Here is a 15788-nt window from a genome sequence, read left to right on the forward strand (position 1 = left end):
GCCCCTTGAGCAATTGGCGCAATCGAGGAGGTATTCTTGGCGTTTTTGCAAAACTAAGACTTTGGAGACTAGCGCGGCCCGGGTTACAGCATCCGGTTAAAATTTCCACGATCCTTATTCTCGACGTTCAAAGAACTATCTCATGGTAAACACCATCTTGTTGGTTAACGAGAGTCCGGCTGAACCCAGCGCGTTCAATTCGTGCTTGACGCGCTTTGGGACATCGCCGCATCCTGACGCCCGGCACCTGTTAGAACAAACCCGCCCGACCCAGAACATTCCGGATAAAACGTCGGATATAAAAACCTTCACAAGCTCTTTTATTCTGGATAATGGCTTGTATCAGAAACTGCTCGGCAACTTGTCGCGGATGTATCCAATAGTCGCGGCAATCACGCCCCAAACGCAGGGTGCCGGCGTCCTGACCGTCAGAGCCAAAAGCTAATCCAGACTCTAACCGATGCCGCAGACTCTCAAACAACTGAAGCTGATGTTAAACACCATCACCGACGGCGTGATGGTGGTCGACCCGCAAGGCATCGTTCTCTACGCCAATCAAGCCGCCGAACAACTGCTGGAACGCGGTCCGCTGACCGGCCAGGCACTGGCAATCCCGGTGACCATCGACCAAGCCGTTCACCACGATATCAATCTGATCCGACCCAGCGGCATCGCCTGGGCCGAAATGCGTTCCACCCCATTGGAGTGGGATGCGGCCCCGGCTTTTGTGATTGCTCTGCGCGACATTACCGCCCGCAAGCAAGCCGAAATCGCGTTACAGGAAAGCGAACTGTTGTTCCACACCTTGTCGAAGATCGCCCCGGTCGGTATTTTTCGTACCGATCGCGATGGAAGCTGCGACTATGTGAACCAGCGCTGGTGCGAAATTTCCGGCCTCAGCCACCATCAGGCGCACGGCGACGGCTGGGCTGCCGCTATTTTCATCGACGATCTGGAGCGCGTCAAAGCCGAGTGGGCCGCCTGCATAGCCGCGGCCAAGCCCTTTACCCTGCAATACCGGTTTCAACACCTCGACGGCCAAATCCGCTGGGTGATAGGCCGGGCGGAGCCGGAATTGGACGAGACCGGAAATTTGCTGGGCTACGTCGGCACGATTACCGATATTTCCGAAATCAAAGCCAACGAAGAAACGCTCGGCCAGGCCGCAGCGGTTTTTGAAAGTACCCGGGAGGGCGTTATGGTCACCGACGCCGACCGCCGCATCATGATGGTGAACAAGGCGTTCACCACCATTACCGGATACAGCGCGGAAGAAGTGATCGGCAACAGTCCGCGCCTGCTCAGTTCCGGCCGGCACGATAGCGAGTTTTACCGGGAGATGTGGAGTAGCATCGACACGACCGACCACTGGCAGGGCGAAATCTGGAATCGCCGGAAACACGGTGACATTTATCCGGAGCTACTGAGTATCAGTACCGTGCGGAGTGGAGACGGCACGGTCAGCCACTATGTCGGCGTGTTTGCCGACATCACCAAACTGAAGGCTTCGGAAAAGGAGCTGGAATTTCTGGCCCATCACGACCCGCTGACCAAACTGCCGAACCGAATGCTGTTTCTGTCTCGCCTACAGCATGCGATCGAAAAAACTCGGCGCCAATCGGCGCAAATGGCGGTGCTAATGTTGGACCTTGACCGTTTCAAGGATGTCAACGACAGCTTCGGCCATTTGGCCGGCGACAATTTGCTGCAAATGGTCGCCCAGCAATTGACTGCACGCCTGCGCAGCTCCGATACCGTATGCCGCCTGGGCGGCGACGAATTTGTGATCTTACTGGAAGACATCGGCCATCCGGAAACCGCGGCCCACGTCGCCACCCAAATCATCAAGACCTTGAGCCAAACTTGGCGTTTGCCCGGTGGCAACGAGGTGCGCATCGGCGTCAGCGTCGGTATTTCGCTGTTTCCGGAGCACGGTACCAGCCCGGACGAGTTGATCCAGCACGCCGACACCGCACTCTACCAAGCCAAAAACGAAGGCCGCAACCGGTTCAAGTACTTTTCCGAAGCATTGACCCGCGCCGCCCGCGAACGTATCGATATCGAAATCCGCCTGCGCCAAGCGGTAGAGCGCGGCGAATTACGGGTATTTTTCCAACCGCAAATCGATGTCGAATCCGGCGAGATTCTCGCCGCGGAGGCGCTGGTGCGTTGGCTGACCGTAGCGGGAGACTTGATTTCGCCGGCTCACTTCATTCCGATCGCCGAAGAATCCGGATTAATCACTGTGATCGGCAATTGGGTGTTACGCGAGACTTGCCGCCAAGGCCGGGAATGGTTGGACGCCGGCTTGCCTCCGTTGCGGTTGGCGGTCAATCTGTCGCCGCAACAATTCCTGCACAGCGATATCCGCAGTGTGGTCACCAAAACCTTACAGGAAACCGGCTTCCCGGCTCATCTGCTGGAACTGGAATTGACGGAAAGCGCGTTGATGAAGCGTGAAAAGGAAGCGATCCAAATTCTGCACAATTTACACGATTTAGGGGTGCACCTGGCGATCGACGATTTCGGTACCGGTTATTCGTCGCTGGCCAATCTGAAATCACTGCCGCTGGACGTGTTGAAGATCGACCGGAGTTTTATCGAAGATATTCCGCACCATAGCGACGACATGGAAATCACCGCGACAATCATCGCCATGGCCAAAAACCTGCGCATGCGAGTCATCGCCGAGGGCGTCGAGACTGCCGAGCAGCTGGCGTTTTTAAAAGGCCGGCAATGCGATTTATACCAAGGATTTTTGACCAGCGCCCCACTGAGTGCGGCGGAATTTGCGGCTTTTTTAGCCACATACCGCCAGGAACGGCTGGAAACGGCATCTTAGTCGGCCGCTGCCCATCCCGGTTTTAGCCAAACTGCGGAAAAAAGTTATAATGCCGCTTTTTAACCCGACCTATAAGGATCAAAAGATGGCTGACAATCTGATTGCACCTTCCATTCTTTCCGCAGACTTCGCGCGCTTGGGCGAAGAAGTCGTTAATGTTTTAAATGCCGGTGCGGATATCGTGCATTTCGATGTGATGGACAACCATTTTGTGCCTAATTTGACTATCGGTCCATTGGTCTGCGAAGCGCTGCGCAAGCACGGCGTCACCGCACCGATCGACGTCCATTTGATGGTCGAACCGGTCGACCGCATCATTCCGGATTTCGCCAAAGCCGGCGCCAGTTACATTACCTTCCATCCGGAAGCCTCGCGCCACATCGACCGTAGCCTGCAAATGATCCGCGACCACGGCTGCAAATCCGGTCTGGTGTTCAACCCGGCGACACCGTTGTCTTTTCTGGACCACGTGCTGGATAAATGCGACATGATCCTGTTGATGTCGGTCAACCCCGGCTTCGGCGGCCAATCCTTCATTCCGTCGGCGCTGGACAAGCTGCGCCAGGTCAGAAAGATCATTGACGACAGCGGCTTCGATATCCGCCTGGAGATCGACGGCGGCGTGAAAGTGGACAACATCCGCGAGATCAAAGAAGCCGGCGCCGATACTTTCGTTGCCGGTTCCGCGATCTTCGGCAAACCGGACTACAAAGCCGTGATCGACGAAATGCGCGCGGAATTGGCCAAAGCCAAATAAGCTTGATCGGCAGGCCGCTCTGGAATCTGAAGGAGCGGCTTTAGCGAAAGCTTTTCGCTACCCTCGCCTGCCGCCGATGCGGGCTGAATCTGAACCTGTTCGACTAAAGCATTGCTGGCACCGATATTGCTTGAGTTGTGCAGAGTCATTACCGCATGCTCGGTTTTACCGGTATGTTTGTAGTCTCCAGCCATGGTTTTGAAGTTGAACTTCTAATCCGCAATGGCGATCGATAGAATCCGAATAACGTTTAGCAACCGAGATCAACCATGAGTATTATTGAAAAAATTCAAAATCAGTTATCCGAAAACCGCGTACTGTTGTACATGAAAGGCACGCCTGAATTTCCGCAATGCGGCTTTTCCAGCCGGGTGGTGCAAATATTGGAAGCCTGTAACGCCGAATACAACCACTTCAATATTTTCGAAGACCAGGAATTAAGGGAAGCGCTGAAGGAATATTCGAATTGGCCGACTTACCCGCAACTGTATATCGACGGCCAATTGGTAGGCGGTTGCGACATCGTCACCGATTTGTACAACAAAGGCGAACTGGCGACCATGTTAGCTGGCGCCAAGCAATAAATCCGTACTCAACAAACCCCGCCCGGCGGCGCGCTCGCGGGGTTTGACCGAACCGGCAGGCGACCGCCGCCGGATAGCAAAGACTATTTCGAGTAGTAATCGAAATCTTCCTTCTTTTCCAATTTAAAACGCGGCTCAACGTCTACCGGCTGATCTTTGGTCTCGTCCGCCGTTGCCGGCTCCGGTTGTTTGCGCAGCTCCTCCAGAAAATCCTTGAACCACTGACTATCGATTACCGCGACCATGTCGGCGTCCTGCAAAATGTTCTGCTCGTCCGGCAAACTGCCGAATTCGCGAGCGGTTTGCAACGCTTTAAGGCAAGCATCGTGGTCGCCGCGTAACGCGTGAATGCAAGCCAAATTGTAAGCCGCACTGCCTTTTTGAATTGCTCCGGCCTTTTCGAAAAAGTCCTCGGCGAATTTGTACAACTCCGGCTTTGCCGAATCCGGACTGATGCGAGCCAGTTCCATGAAGGCGACGCCGCCGTCGATGGCCGCTCCCAGATAATGCGGTGCGGTCAGCAAGCAAAACGAAAATTTGGAAATCGCGTCTTCGTAGATTTCAATCGCTTGTTGTGCGTCCAGACTTCTGGCTTCGTGTAACAGCCCAAATCCCCAGTGATAAAGTGCTTCGGATACAATCAAATGGTCGGCGATAACGCTGGCGAAGCCTTGGTAGGCGCCTTTATACAGTTGCTCGGCCTTGCTGCCTTCGCTTTTGCGGGCTTGAGCGACTTGTTTGATGGCGGCATCCAAGGTCGAACGCTTCTTAAATGAACTCAACAACGACATGAAAATTCCTCATTTCTGTTTTAAAACCGGGTTGCGATAAAATAGCGCAGCATACTACAACATCCCGCCACAACCGGAAAATGTAAATGAGCGAGACCTTAGCCGATCTGGAAAAAGCCAAGATGAATCTGGAAACGTCGACTATTCCCTGGTCGGAATTGCAGCGTTTTTTTGCCGCCGGCCTGGCAATAGCCGTTGCCGACGAATTGGATTTGATCGAGGTCGCCAGCCAATTTGCGTTGGATAACAAAAGCCAGGTCGAGGCTTGGCTGAATGCCGGACAAGTCGGCCACGTTTCCGACGCCCAAGCTTCTGATTGGGTTGCCGCCGACAGCTCGGTCTGGGCCGTGGTAGTCAAACCTTGGGTGCTGGTACAGAATTATCGCAACTGAAGCGTTACCGATGGATACCTTGCACCCAAGCAAGAGTTTGCCGGCGTGGCGATACTATCAGTCAATTCCGTACCGGCGGCGCAACCAGTAATCGGCGCTGACAAAACGGCCACCGCCCAAGAAAAATAGAGCCAGCAGCATCACCAAATAAGTTGCGGCAAATTCGATGCCGTTATTCAAAACGACCAACGCACCGTGTTCGGTGATCCAATCGTAGTCGCCTTGCGCCTGCAAAATTTCCTTGGCCCGCTCCAGGCGTTCGATGGCGCCGACCGTCCGGTCGGTGGCAAAAATTCCGCTGCCGGTGGCGATCGCCAGCCAACCGTTTTGCAAATGCGCGGTGACGGCGGCAACCGCCATGATCACCATCAACGGCAGGCAAATCGGCCGGGTCGCAAAACCCAATAACATACATAACGCTCCGACCAGTTCGAACAGCGCCACCAAAAACACCAGCACGTAAGGCGCGGGCAAACCTAAGCCCCAGTCACCATTGCCGAACCATTCGGCCGTATCGGAAAAATTGGCGAATTTCTTGGTCCCGGCCATCCAGAACACCGGGGCCAAATACAAGCGGATCAGCAGCGGTGCCAGAAAATCCAAGGCTCTGGCTTTGTCGCATAAGCGGCTGGACAGCCGCATCGCGTCGGGTATATTGCCGATGAAAGTCTGAATTAGTGTGTTAAACGGCGTAGTATTCATTCGTAACCTCCCCCAAAATTTTTATTTTTATCTGCCTTATGCGCATCAGCAGTTCGTCTATTTTTACAGGCATTCCAGTTCAGTTGCCAGATGAATTATGCCAAACCTTGCTCGCCGCGCCCAATCTGCGCATCGAGCGCATCGTCTCACGCGGGCATTTCACCGAAACGGATGCCTGGTACGATCAGGCCTGGGACGAATGGGTCATGGTACTGCAAGGCGCTGCGCGGCTGAGTTTTAAAACGGCGCCAGCGCTAGAGATGTCTTCCGGAGACTATGTGATGATCCCGGCTCATTGCCAGCACCGGGTCGATTGGACCAGCCCGGACCAGGATACAGTCTGGCTGGCTATCCACATCGGCGCTGCCGCCGCTAACGAGGCTTAGCGGCGTTAGTGTTGCCACGGCGCGGTTTGCGCGGCTGGCTGCGTTTGCCCAGCTCGGGCTTTTCGGTACCGGATTGGGCGCGGCGCCCGGTTTGCTGCGGTTTGGACCGCGCCGCCACCGGCTTTGCCGGCGGCTTGGCGTTGCCAGACTCCAGCGACACTCGCGGATAACCGGTATCGGCGATGCGCGGAATCTGCCGTTTCAATAACTTTTCGATTGCCGCCAACAGATGCGCCTCTTCCGGATCCACCAACGAAATAGCCTGCCCTTCGGCACCGGCGCGGCCGGTACGGCCGATGCGATGGACGTAATCCTCGGCAACCTGCGGCAAATCGAAGTTGACCACATGCGGCAATTGATCGATATCCAGGCCGCGCGCCGCAATGTCGGTCGCGATCAACGCGGTAATCGTGCCTTTCTTGAAATCGTCCAAAGCCCGAACCCGGGCGCCCTGACTCTTGTCGCCGTGCAAGGCCGCGCAGCGAATGCCGTCTTTGATCAATTGCTTACATAAGCGGTCCGCACCGTGTTTGGTACGGACGAAAACCAACACTTGTTGCCAATGGCCGTGACCGATCAAATACGACAACAGTTCGCGTTTGTACTCGCGCTGAATGCCGTAAACCAATTGCGAAACAGTATCTGCGGCCGCATTGCGTTTGGCCACGGCGATCCCGACCGGGTCGTTCAGCAATTGCTCGGCAAGTGCGCTGATCTCCGGGGCATACGTCGCCGAAAACAACAGGTTTTGGCGTTTTTCCGGCAACAGCGCGATGATTTTGCGAATATCGCGGATGAAGCCCATATCCAGCATGCGGTCGGCCTCGTCCAACACGAAATGCTCGACACTGGACAGATCCAAATGCTGCTGCTGAATCAAATCCAGCAAGCGTCCCGGCGTCGCGACAACGATATCGGTGCCGCGGCGGATTTTCTGAATCTGCGGATTGATACTGACGCCGCCGAAAATCGCTTCGGCAAACAAGGGCAGATGCTTGCCGTACGTTCTGACGCTTTCGTAGACCTGCATGGTCAATTCGCGGGTCGGCGTCAACACCAACACTCTGACCGGCCGCGGCTTTTGCGGAATCGGCTGCTGCTGCAGGATGTGCAGTAACGGCAACGTGAAGCCAGCCGTCTTGCCGGTGCCGGTCTGCGCCCCGGCCAACACGTCGCGCCCTTGCAAAATAACCGGTATCGCCTGCGCCTGAATCGGCGTTGGCGTCTGATAGCCTTGCTCGGCAACCGCTCGCAGCAGTTGCTCGGATAAGCCCAACTCTGAAAATAGCATGAATCAACCTATAACATGGCGCCCGCCAATCCGGACGCGAATCCAAAATATCCAGCACCGCTTTGCCAACCAAAAATCGGCAAAACCCGACTTTTTTATCTAAAATAACCACCCTAACAGGCAAGTTAATCTTTCTAAGGAGGCGCCCGATGACCGAGAAACGTAATCACCCAAGATTACAACCCAAAGGCCTGCAAGCCGGCCTGCGCTTTTACTCCGCTGAACAGGAAATCGCACTGGATGCCGATATTCTGGACATCAGTTACAGCGGAATTCGCGTCAGACTGAAACAACCGATCGCGGCAGAAATCATCGGCCATATCAAAATCACGATGACGCTGCCCGAATCCGGCACCTGCTTCAGCGTCCACGGCATCCTGAAACACCAACAAAACGACTCCGAATGCGGCGTGCATTACGTGGATCACATCGACGGCTCTATCGACGATGTGATGTTCGAATGCATCGAACTGGATAACTCCACCGTATTTATCAAGACGCATTGAGCGCTAACTGGTAATCACGAACCGCACCGCATCCAGCCGTAACTGGGTATCCTGGATGCATTCGTGAGACAGCATGGTTTTCTGTTTCAGTTGTTCGATTTCTTGCGGTTTGATACCCGGATTGATCTTTTTCAAGCGCACCAGCCGCTTGATCTCGCCGGTCAAGGCCGCGATCATCCGGTTGCCGCTCTCGGTAACCAACCTTTGCATCTGTGCCGCAGCCAGCCGCTCGGCCACCAGGATCATGTCCTGAATGTGCTGGCGCTGGCTGTGCAAAAACTGGGCGACCTGCAGCTTATCGAAGCTGTCTCCGGTCTCGGTCAGACTATCGTGGCCGACGGCCGCCGTCAGATCTTGTTTGTTTTGGTCGACCAGGATGCGGATCGGCGTGTGCGGCAAAAACCGACCGAGCTGCAATTCGGCCGGTGCGCTGCATTCGGCCACGAACAATAGCTCCAACAAAAACTGGCCGGCTTTCAACTGCGGATGTTTGACCACGCTGACCGCCGCGTTACCGGTCTCGCTGGACAATACCAAATCCATCGCCGACAACACCATCGGATGCTCAGCCGTCAGAAACTGCATGTCCTCGCGGGCCAAGGCGATGTCGCGGTCGACCGTGACGGTCAGGCCGTCGTCCTGCAGCATCGGAAAATGGGCGATGCGCAAGTTTTCGCTGGGCCATAAGATGTAGCAATCCCGGGAATGGTCCTCGACATCGACCCCGTAACAATCGAACATCGCCTCCATGTAAGGCCACAAACTGCCGTCCCGCTCGTTCTGATAGATCGTTTCCACCAAATGCGCAGCCTCCTGCGGCCGGCAGGAGTTGAGTTCCAGCAATAAATCGCGGCCCTTGTGCAGTTCTTCTTCCACCCGGCTGTTCAAGTCGCGGGTTTTGGCAAGCAACGTCTCGATGGCGGCCGGTTCGCGCCCGTGCAATACCTGGTCCAATTCGCTGCCGAGCAATTTCAACACTTGTGCGGCCCCGGAACAGTTGTGCCTGAACGCATCCAAACCTTCCTCGTACCAACGGTAGAGCACATGCTGGGCGCTGCCGACCAGATACGGGATATGGATCTGAATCACGTGCTTCTGCCCGATCCGGTCCAGGCGGCCGATGCGTTGTTGCAGTAAATCCGGATTTTCCGGCAAGTCGAACAGAATCAAATGCCTCACGAATTGGAAATTGCGGCCTTCGCTGCCGATTTCCGAACACACCAACAGCTGCGCCCTGCTCTCTTCGTCGGCGAAAAACGCGGCGGCGCGGTCGCGCTCGACGATGCTCATGCCTTCGTGAAACACCGCCGCAGTATGACCGACATGGTGCCGTAGCAACTGTTCCAATTGGATCGCAGTGTCGGCCCGTTTGCAAATCAGCAAGGCTTTTTCGTCACCCAACGCTTTTAACTTAGCAACCAGCCAATGCAAGTAAGGACTGTTGGCCAAATCGGCGCTATCCTCGCCCTGCAACGGATAGGCGTGGCGTTGCCGGTCGGGAAAGCCCTGTACGGTATGCCGCGAATTGCGATACAAAATCCGCCCGGTACCATGGTGATCCAACAACAGCTTGATCAACTCTTCGCGCGCGCCACCGTCTTCTGCGTTGACTTGCTGCAACCAGTTGTCGACATTGTCGTGCTGCAGCAACTTTTGCAACAGCGCTTGCTGCTCGGCATCCAATCTTTCGCCGGCTATCAACAGATTCGCCAGACGGGCGACCGGCTCGAACTGGCTTTCCTCCGCCAGAAATTGCTGAAAATCGTAAAAACGGTCCGGATCCAACAGGCGCAGGCGGGCGAAATGACTTTCCTTGCCCAATTGCTCCGGGGTAGCGGTCAATAACACCAAGCCCGGCGCCGCCGCGGCCAGCTGCTCGACGAACAGATATTCCTCGCTCGGCGCCTCCGCGCTCCATTCCAGATGGTGGGCCTCGTCGACCACGACCAAATCCCAGCCGGCATCGAGCGCCTGCTCGCGCCGCTCGGGAAAGTCGGCGAAGAACTGCTGGCTGCACAGGATCAATTGCTCATGCAGAAACGGATTGCCTTCGTCGGCAAACGACATGCAGCGCGACTCGTCAAACAGGCTGAAACGCAAATTGAAGCGGCGCAGCATTTCTACCAGCCATTGGTACATCAGGCTTTCCGGCACCAGAATCAAGACCCGCCGGCTCAGTCCGTTGATCAAGCGGTGCTGAATGATCAAACCGGCTTCAATGGTTTTGCCCAAACCGACCTCGTCGGCCAGCATGATGCGAGGCTCGGAGCGGTTTGCGGCCTGGTGAGCGATGTACAACTGGTGCGGAATCAGCGCAGCGCGGGCGCCCTGCAAGCCTTTAACGGCGGATTGTTGATGTTGCTGTTGCCGGCGCCAGGTCTCGTAACGCAGCAAAAACCAGGCGGTCGGGTCGAATTGGCCGGTAAACAAGCGATCTTGCGGCTTGTTGAATTGAATATGGTGGTTCAATTCCATTTCGTCGACTTGCTGCAACTGACCGTCTTCATCCAAGCCGATATAGGTCAGCAGGCCGGCGTGTTGCTGTACCTGCTGCACCGTGATCTTGGCGTATTCCACCGATTCGATAACGTCGCCTGCGCTGAACTGGACCCGCGTCAGCGGCGCATTGTCCTTGGCATAGACCCGCCGGTCGCCGGTCGCTAAAAACAAGACGGTGACGCGATTGGCTTCGGCCTCGACGACCATGCCCAAACCCAGTTCCGATTCGGTGTTACTGATCCAGCGTTGGCCGGGAATAAATTCGTTCATGTATTTCTTTTTTATTTAATTTCCAGTCGGCACAGACTCGAGCCATCGGTCGGTTCCCCGATAGCACTATAGTCCGGCCGGCAGACATGCCAAACCGAAAACGCCGTTTTGCTGAGCCACGCACATTTCGGCTACCGGTATAAACCGGTATAAACTAACGCCAATCGATATTCTAACGTTTAACTCAGCCTCGTGACCGCTATGCCGAAACCGATTACACCGCTACTTGCCGCCGACATCCTGATCGAATTGATCGACCATCCGCAACGCCCGTTCGTATTGATCGAACGCAAATATCCGCCTTATGGTTGGGCGGTACCCGGCGGCTTCGTCGACGTCGGCGAGACCGTCGAACATGCGGCGATTCGGGAAGCGAAGGAGGAAACCGGATTGGACGTCGAACTGACCGCATTGCTCGGGCTTTATTCCAACCCGGCCCGGGATCCGCGTAACCACACCGTCACTGCCGTATATTTGGCAACGGCCCACGGCGAACCGTTGGCGGCGGACGATGCGAAAAATTGCGGATTGTTTACATTCGACAGTTTGCCGGCCGTTCTGGCTTTCGATCACGCCCAGGTTATCGCCGACTACCGGCATTATAAACTGGCCGGCGCAGTAACGCCGCTGCGAATATAAGATATTGCTGATTTTAAGACGTTGAGGCCGGGCTCGAACCCGGCCGTTACCGTGCCAGGCTCAAGTTTTCAAGCCCAGCACGTCCTGCATATCGAACAGGCCTCTGGGTTTGTCGGCCAACCAAATTGCCGCGCGCACCGCACCGTTGGCAAACGTCATCCGGCTGCTGGCCTTGTGGGTAATTTCGACCCGCTCGCCTTCGTCGGCAAACATTACCGTATGCTCGCCGACGATATCGCCGGCACGAATGGTCGAAAAACCGATGGTTTTGCGGTCGCGGGCGCCGGTTTCACCTTCCCGACCGTAAATCGCGCAGTCTTTCAGATCGCGCCCCAACGCGGCCGCGACGACTTCGCCCATCCGCAATGCGGTACCGGACGGCGCATCGACTTTATGGCGGTGGTGGGCTTCGATCACCTCGATATCGGTGTAATCGCCCATCACTCTCGCGGTCATTTCCAACAATTTGAGCGAGAGATTGACGCCGACACTGAAGTTAGGCGCAATCACCATCGCCACGTCGTCAGCCGCGGCCGCTATGGCCGCTTTCTGCGCGTCGGAATAACCGGTGGTGCCGATCACCACTTTTTTCCCGGCCTGGCGGCAAATATCGATGTAATTCATCGACGCGTCGGGCCGGGTAAAATCGATCAAGACGTCGAAGCGGTCGGCAACCGCCGCCAAATCGTCGGTAACGCTTACCCCAGCCGGCGCCAGACCGGCCAATTCGCCGGCATCCCGGCCGACGGCCAGACTGCCCGGCCGCGATACCGCAACGGTCAATTCGGCCTGCTGGGCGGCCAGTGCCGCTTTGATCAAACATAAGCCCATGCGCCCGGAAGCGCCGGCAACCGCGATTCTTTGCATGGCTTATCCTGTCAGTTTGTCGAAGAAGTTTTTCACACCGTCCATCCAGCTGTGTTCTTGCGGACTGTGGTGTTTGCCGCCGCCGGACAAGGACTCGCCGAGTTTCTCGATCAAGGCTTTCTGGTCCTTGGTCAAGTGCACCGGGGTTTCCAGCTGCACTTTGCACAGCAAATCGCCGACTGCGCCGCCTCTGACCGGCTTGACCCCCTTGCCGCGCAAGCGGAACATGCGGCCGGTTTGAGTTTCCGGCGGAATTTTCAGCATGACCTTGCCGTCCAGGGTCGGTACTTCCAAATCGCCGCCCAGACAGGCCATCGGGAAACTGATCGGCACTTCGCAATACAAGTTGGCGCCGTCGCGGGTGAAGATCGGATGGTCCTTGACCTGAACTTGCACGTACAAATCGCCGGATGGGCCGCCGTTCAGGCCGGCCTCGCCCTCGCCCGCCAAACGGATGCGGTCGCCGGTATCCACGCCAGGCGGCACCTTGACATTGAGGGTTTTGGTTTCCTGCACCCGACCCTGGCCGTAGCATTTCGGGCACGGGTCCTTGATTTGCTTGCCGGTGCCGCGGCAGGTCGGACAGGTTTGCTGCACCGAGAAAAAGCCTTGCTGCATCCGCACCTGGCCGTGGCCGTGGCAAGTAGTACAAGTGACAGGACTGCTGCCCTTCTTCGCGCCGCTACCGTTACATTCGCCGCACGCGACCAGCACCGGTACCTTAACGGTGGCTTCGGTACCGCCGACTGCCTCTTCCAACGTCAATTCCAGGTTATAACGCAAGTCGGCACCGCGCTGTACGCTGCTGCGCTGCTGGCGGCCGCCGCCGAAAATATCGCCGAAGACATCGCCGAAAATATCGCTGAAACTCTCGGCCCCGGTAAAACCGCCACGACCGCCGCCCATTGACGGATCGACACCGGCATGGCCGAATTGGTCGTAAGCCGCGCGTTTTTTCGAGTCCGACAAAACCTCGTAAGCTTCCTTGATCAGCTTGAATTTTTTCTCGGCCTCGTCCGGATTATCCTTGTTGCGGTCCGGATGGTATTTCATCGCCATCTTGCGATAGCTTTTTTTAATTTCGGCTTCGCTGGCGTTGCGATCCACTTCCAGCAGTTTGTAAAAATCTTCTTTTGCCATAACGAGGAAAACCGCCGGCGGAAACCGGCGGTTAATTAAGATATTGAATTGAAAGAAGACGAAGCGACCTGAACCACGTTCGCGTCCGTCCTACCCTCTCTCAGGCGGCGAGAGAAACCGAGCGAACGTTACTTCTTATCGTCCTTAACTTCCTCAAACTCAGCATCGACCACGTTGTGGTCGGGCTCGGCTTGTTCGCCGCCGGTAGCGTGTTCGTGAGCACCGGCGGCAGCCGCTTCGGCGCCGCCTTTTTGGGCGTAGACGCGTTCGGCCAGTTTACCCGATAGCTCGGTCAAGGCGTTGGTTTTGGCTTCGATGGCGTCTTTGTCATCGGTTCTCAGTACCGCATGCAGGTCTTTGATCGCCGCTTCGATCGCCGATTTTTCATCGCCGCTGACTTGGTCGCCCAATTCTTTCAGCGATTTTTCAGTGGCGTGAATCATGCCTTCTGCCGAGTTGCGGGCCGAGACCAGTTCTTTCAGCTTACGGTCTTCGTCGGCGTGGGCTTCGGCGTCCTTGATCATGCGTTCGACTTCGTCGTCCGACAAACCGCTGGAGGCTTTGATCACGATGGATTGTTTTTTGCCGGTGGCTTTGTCTTTGGCCGAGACGTTCAAGATACCGTTGGCGTCGATGTCGAACGACACTTCGATTTGCGGAATGCCGCGCGGTGCCGGCGGAATGTCCTGCAAGTCGAACCGGCCCAACGATTTATTGCCGGATGCCATTTCCCGCTCGCCCTGCAACACATGCACGGTGACCGCGGTTTGATTGTCGTCCGCCGTCGAGAAGGTTTGCGAAGCGTTAGTCGGGATCGTGGTGTTTTTCTCGATCAATTTGGTCATTACGCCGCCCAGGGTTTCGATACCCAGCGACAACGGAGTCACGTCCAGCAGCAACACGTCTTTAACGTCGCCGCCCAATACGCCGGCCTGAATTGCTGCACCCAACGCCACGGCTTCGTCAGGGTTGACGTCTTTGCGCGGTTCTTTGCCGAACAATTCCTTAACGAAAGCTTGCACTTTCGGCATCCGGGTTTGACCGCCGACCAGAATCACGTCGTTGATTTTTACTGTGGAAATGCCGGCGTCTTTAATCGCCTGCAGGCATGGGCCCTTGGTGCGCTCGATCAGATCGTCGACCAGCGATTCCAGTTTGGCGCGGGTCAGCTTGACGTTCAAGTGTTTCGGACCGGAGGCATCGGCGGTGATGTACGGCAGATTGATGTCGGTTTGTTCAGCCGAAGACAATTCGATTTTGGCTTTTTCCGCTGCTTCTTTCAGCCGTTGTAAAGCCAAAGGATCGTTGTGCAAATCGATGCCGGTGTCTTTTTTGAACTCGCCGGCCAGGAAATCGATGATGCGCAAGTCGAAGTCTTCGCCGCCCAGGAAGGTGTCGCCGTTGGTCGCCAATACTTCAAATTGGTGCTCGCCTTCGATTTCGGCGATCTCGATGATGGAAATATCGAAAGTACCGCCGCCCAAGTCATAGACCGCGATGGTGGTGTCGCCTTTCGGTTTATCCATACCAAACGCCAACGCCGCCGCGGTCGGTTCGTTGATGATGCGTTTGACGTCCAGACCGGCGATACGGCCGGCATCTTTAGTCGCTTGACGTTGCGAGTCGTTGAAATACGCCGGTACGGTGATGACCGCTTCGGTGACTTCTTCACCCAAAAAGGCTTCGGCGTCTTTTTTCAGTTTCATCAACACCCGGGAAGACACTTCCGGCGGCGCCATTTTTTTACCGTGGCATTCGACCCAAGCGTCGCCATTGTTGGCTTCCATGATTTTGTAAGGCACCATTTTGATGTCTTTTTGCACTGCGTCTTCTTTGAAACGACGACCGATCAAACGTTTGATCGCAAACAAGGTGTTTTCCGGATTGGTGACCGCCTGACGCTTGGCGGATTGGCCGACCAAGACTTCGTTATCGTTGGTAAAGGCGATAATGGAAGGCGTGGTGCGGGCGCCCTCGCTATTTTCGATGACCCGCGCGGTGCCGTTTTCCAGTACGGCGACGCAGGAGTTGGTGGTTCCTAAATCGATACCGATCATTTTGCCCATTGAAATTCTCCAGACTTGAATAAGAGGTAAGTTAAAAAGTTGTTAGCGATATGCGG

Annotated in this window: 14 protein-coding genes; 7 read left to right on the top strand and 7 right to left on the bottom strand. The window is 55.9% G+C overall.

Annotated features, from left to right (window positions below):
* Positions 1-460: 460 nt before the first annotated feature.
* From PL263_RS06920 to grxD, 3 genes are all read left to right on the top strand, one after another.
* Positions 461-2842: an EAL domain-containing protein gene (locus tag PL263_RS06920; RefSeq protein WP_278212317.1), complete on the top strand. Its 2382-nt coding sequence runs from the start codon at positions 461-463 to the stop codon at positions 2840-2842.
* Positions 2843-2927: 85 nt separating this feature from the next.
* Positions 2928-3599, top strand: a complete 672-nt coding sequence (gene rpe / locus PL263_RS06925; protein ID WP_140913295.1) for a ribulose-phosphate 3-epimerase — start codon at positions 2928-2930, stop codon at positions 3597-3599.
* A 269-nt stretch (positions 3600-3868) separates the two neighbouring features.
* Positions 3869-4183, top strand: coding sequence for a Grx4 family monothiol glutaredoxin (grxD, locus tag PL263_RS06930; RefSeq protein ID WP_278212318.1), 315 nt, complete (start codon positions 3869-3871; stop codon positions 4181-4183).
* Positions 4184-4266: 83 nt separating this feature from the next.
* Here the strand turns inward: grxD and PL263_RS06935 are convergent, their stop codons facing one another.
* Positions 4267-4974: a hypothetical protein gene (locus PL263_RS06935; protein WP_140913293.1), complete on the bottom strand. Its 708-nt coding sequence runs from the start codon at positions 4972-4974 to the stop codon at positions 4267-4269.
* Between the two features lie 86 nt (positions 4975-5060).
* On the opposite strand from PL263_RS06935, the gene PL263_RS06940 reads away from it, so the two are divergent.
* Positions 5061-5366, top strand: coding sequence for a DUF2288 domain-containing protein (locus PL263_RS06940; protein WP_140913292.1), 306 nt, complete (start codon positions 5061-5063; stop codon positions 5364-5366).
* A 57-nt stretch (positions 5367-5423) separates the two neighbouring features.
* On the opposite strand, the gene PL263_RS06945 is transcribed toward PL263_RS06940, so the two are convergent.
* Positions 5424-6068, bottom strand: a complete 645-nt coding sequence (locus PL263_RS06945; protein WP_278212319.1) for a DoxX family protein — start codon at positions 6066-6068, stop codon at positions 5424-5426.
* Between the two features lie 83 nt (positions 6069-6151).
* Between PL263_RS06945 and PL263_RS06950 the strand changes: the two genes are divergently transcribed.
* On the top strand, positions 6152-6454 hold the full coding sequence (locus PL263_RS06950; protein WP_347568942.1) for a cupin domain-containing protein: 303 nt from the start codon (positions 6152-6154) through the stop codon (positions 6452-6454).
* Here PL263_RS06950 and PL263_RS06955 read toward each other — a convergent pair.
* On the bottom strand, positions 6441-7745 hold the full coding sequence (locus tag PL263_RS06955) for a DEAD/DEAH box helicase (protein ID WP_278212321.1): 1305 nt from the start codon (positions 7743-7745) through the stop codon (positions 6441-6443). The two genes, PL263_RS06950 and PL263_RS06955, sit on opposite strands and share 14 nt — an antisense overlap.
* 149 nt (positions 7746-7894) lie before the next feature.
* Here PL263_RS06955 and PL263_RS06960 point away from each other — a divergent pair, with 149 nt between their 5' ends.
* On the top strand, positions 7895-8251 hold the full coding sequence (locus PL263_RS06960; RefSeq protein WP_278212322.1) for a PilZ domain-containing protein: 357 nt from the start codon (positions 7895-7897) through the stop codon (positions 8249-8251).
* Positions 8252-8254: 3 nt separating this feature from the next.
* On the opposite strand, the gene rapA is transcribed toward PL263_RS06960, so the two are convergent.
* Positions 8255-11020 carry an RNA polymerase-associated protein RapA gene (gene rapA / locus PL263_RS06965; protein WP_278212323.1) on the bottom strand — a complete coding sequence of 922 codons (2766 nt, stop codon included), beginning with the start codon at positions 11018-11020 and terminating at the stop codon, positions 8255-8257.
* A gap of 201 nt (positions 11021-11221) precedes the next feature.
* On the opposite strand from rapA, the gene PL263_RS06970 reads away from it, so the two are divergent.
* A complete protein-coding gene (locus PL263_RS06970) occupies positions 11222-11659 on the top strand; it encodes an NUDIX hydrolase (RefSeq protein WP_278212324.1) in 438 nt (145 codons plus the stop codon).
* 60 nt (positions 11660-11719) lie between these two features.
* Here the strand turns inward: PL263_RS06970 and dapB are convergent, their stop codons facing one another.
* From dapB to dnaK, 3 genes are all read right to left on the bottom strand, one after another.
* Positions 11720-12526 carry a 4-hydroxy-tetrahydrodipicolinate reductase gene (dapB, locus tag PL263_RS06975; protein ID WP_278212325.1) on the bottom strand — a complete coding sequence of 269 codons (807 nt, stop codon included), beginning with the start codon at positions 12524-12526 and terminating at the stop codon, positions 11720-11722.
* Between the two features lie 3 nt (positions 12527-12529).
* Positions 12530-13666: a molecular chaperone DnaJ gene (dnaJ, locus tag PL263_RS06980; protein WP_140913285.1), complete on the bottom strand. Its 1137-nt coding sequence runs from the start codon at positions 13664-13666 to the stop codon at positions 12530-12532.
* Between the two features lie 128 nt (positions 13667-13794).
* Complete coding sequence (dnaK, locus tag PL263_RS06985; protein ID WP_278212326.1) at positions 13795-15732, bottom strand: molecular chaperone DnaK; 1938 nt, start codon at positions 15730-15732, stop codon at positions 13795-13797.
* Positions 15733-15788 lie beyond the last annotated feature (56 nt).

Source organism: Methylomonas sp. EFPC3, assembly GCF_029643245.1.
GTDB lineage: Bacteria > Pseudomonadota > Gammaproteobacteria > Methylococcales > Methylomonadaceae > Methylomonas > Methylomonas koyamae_B.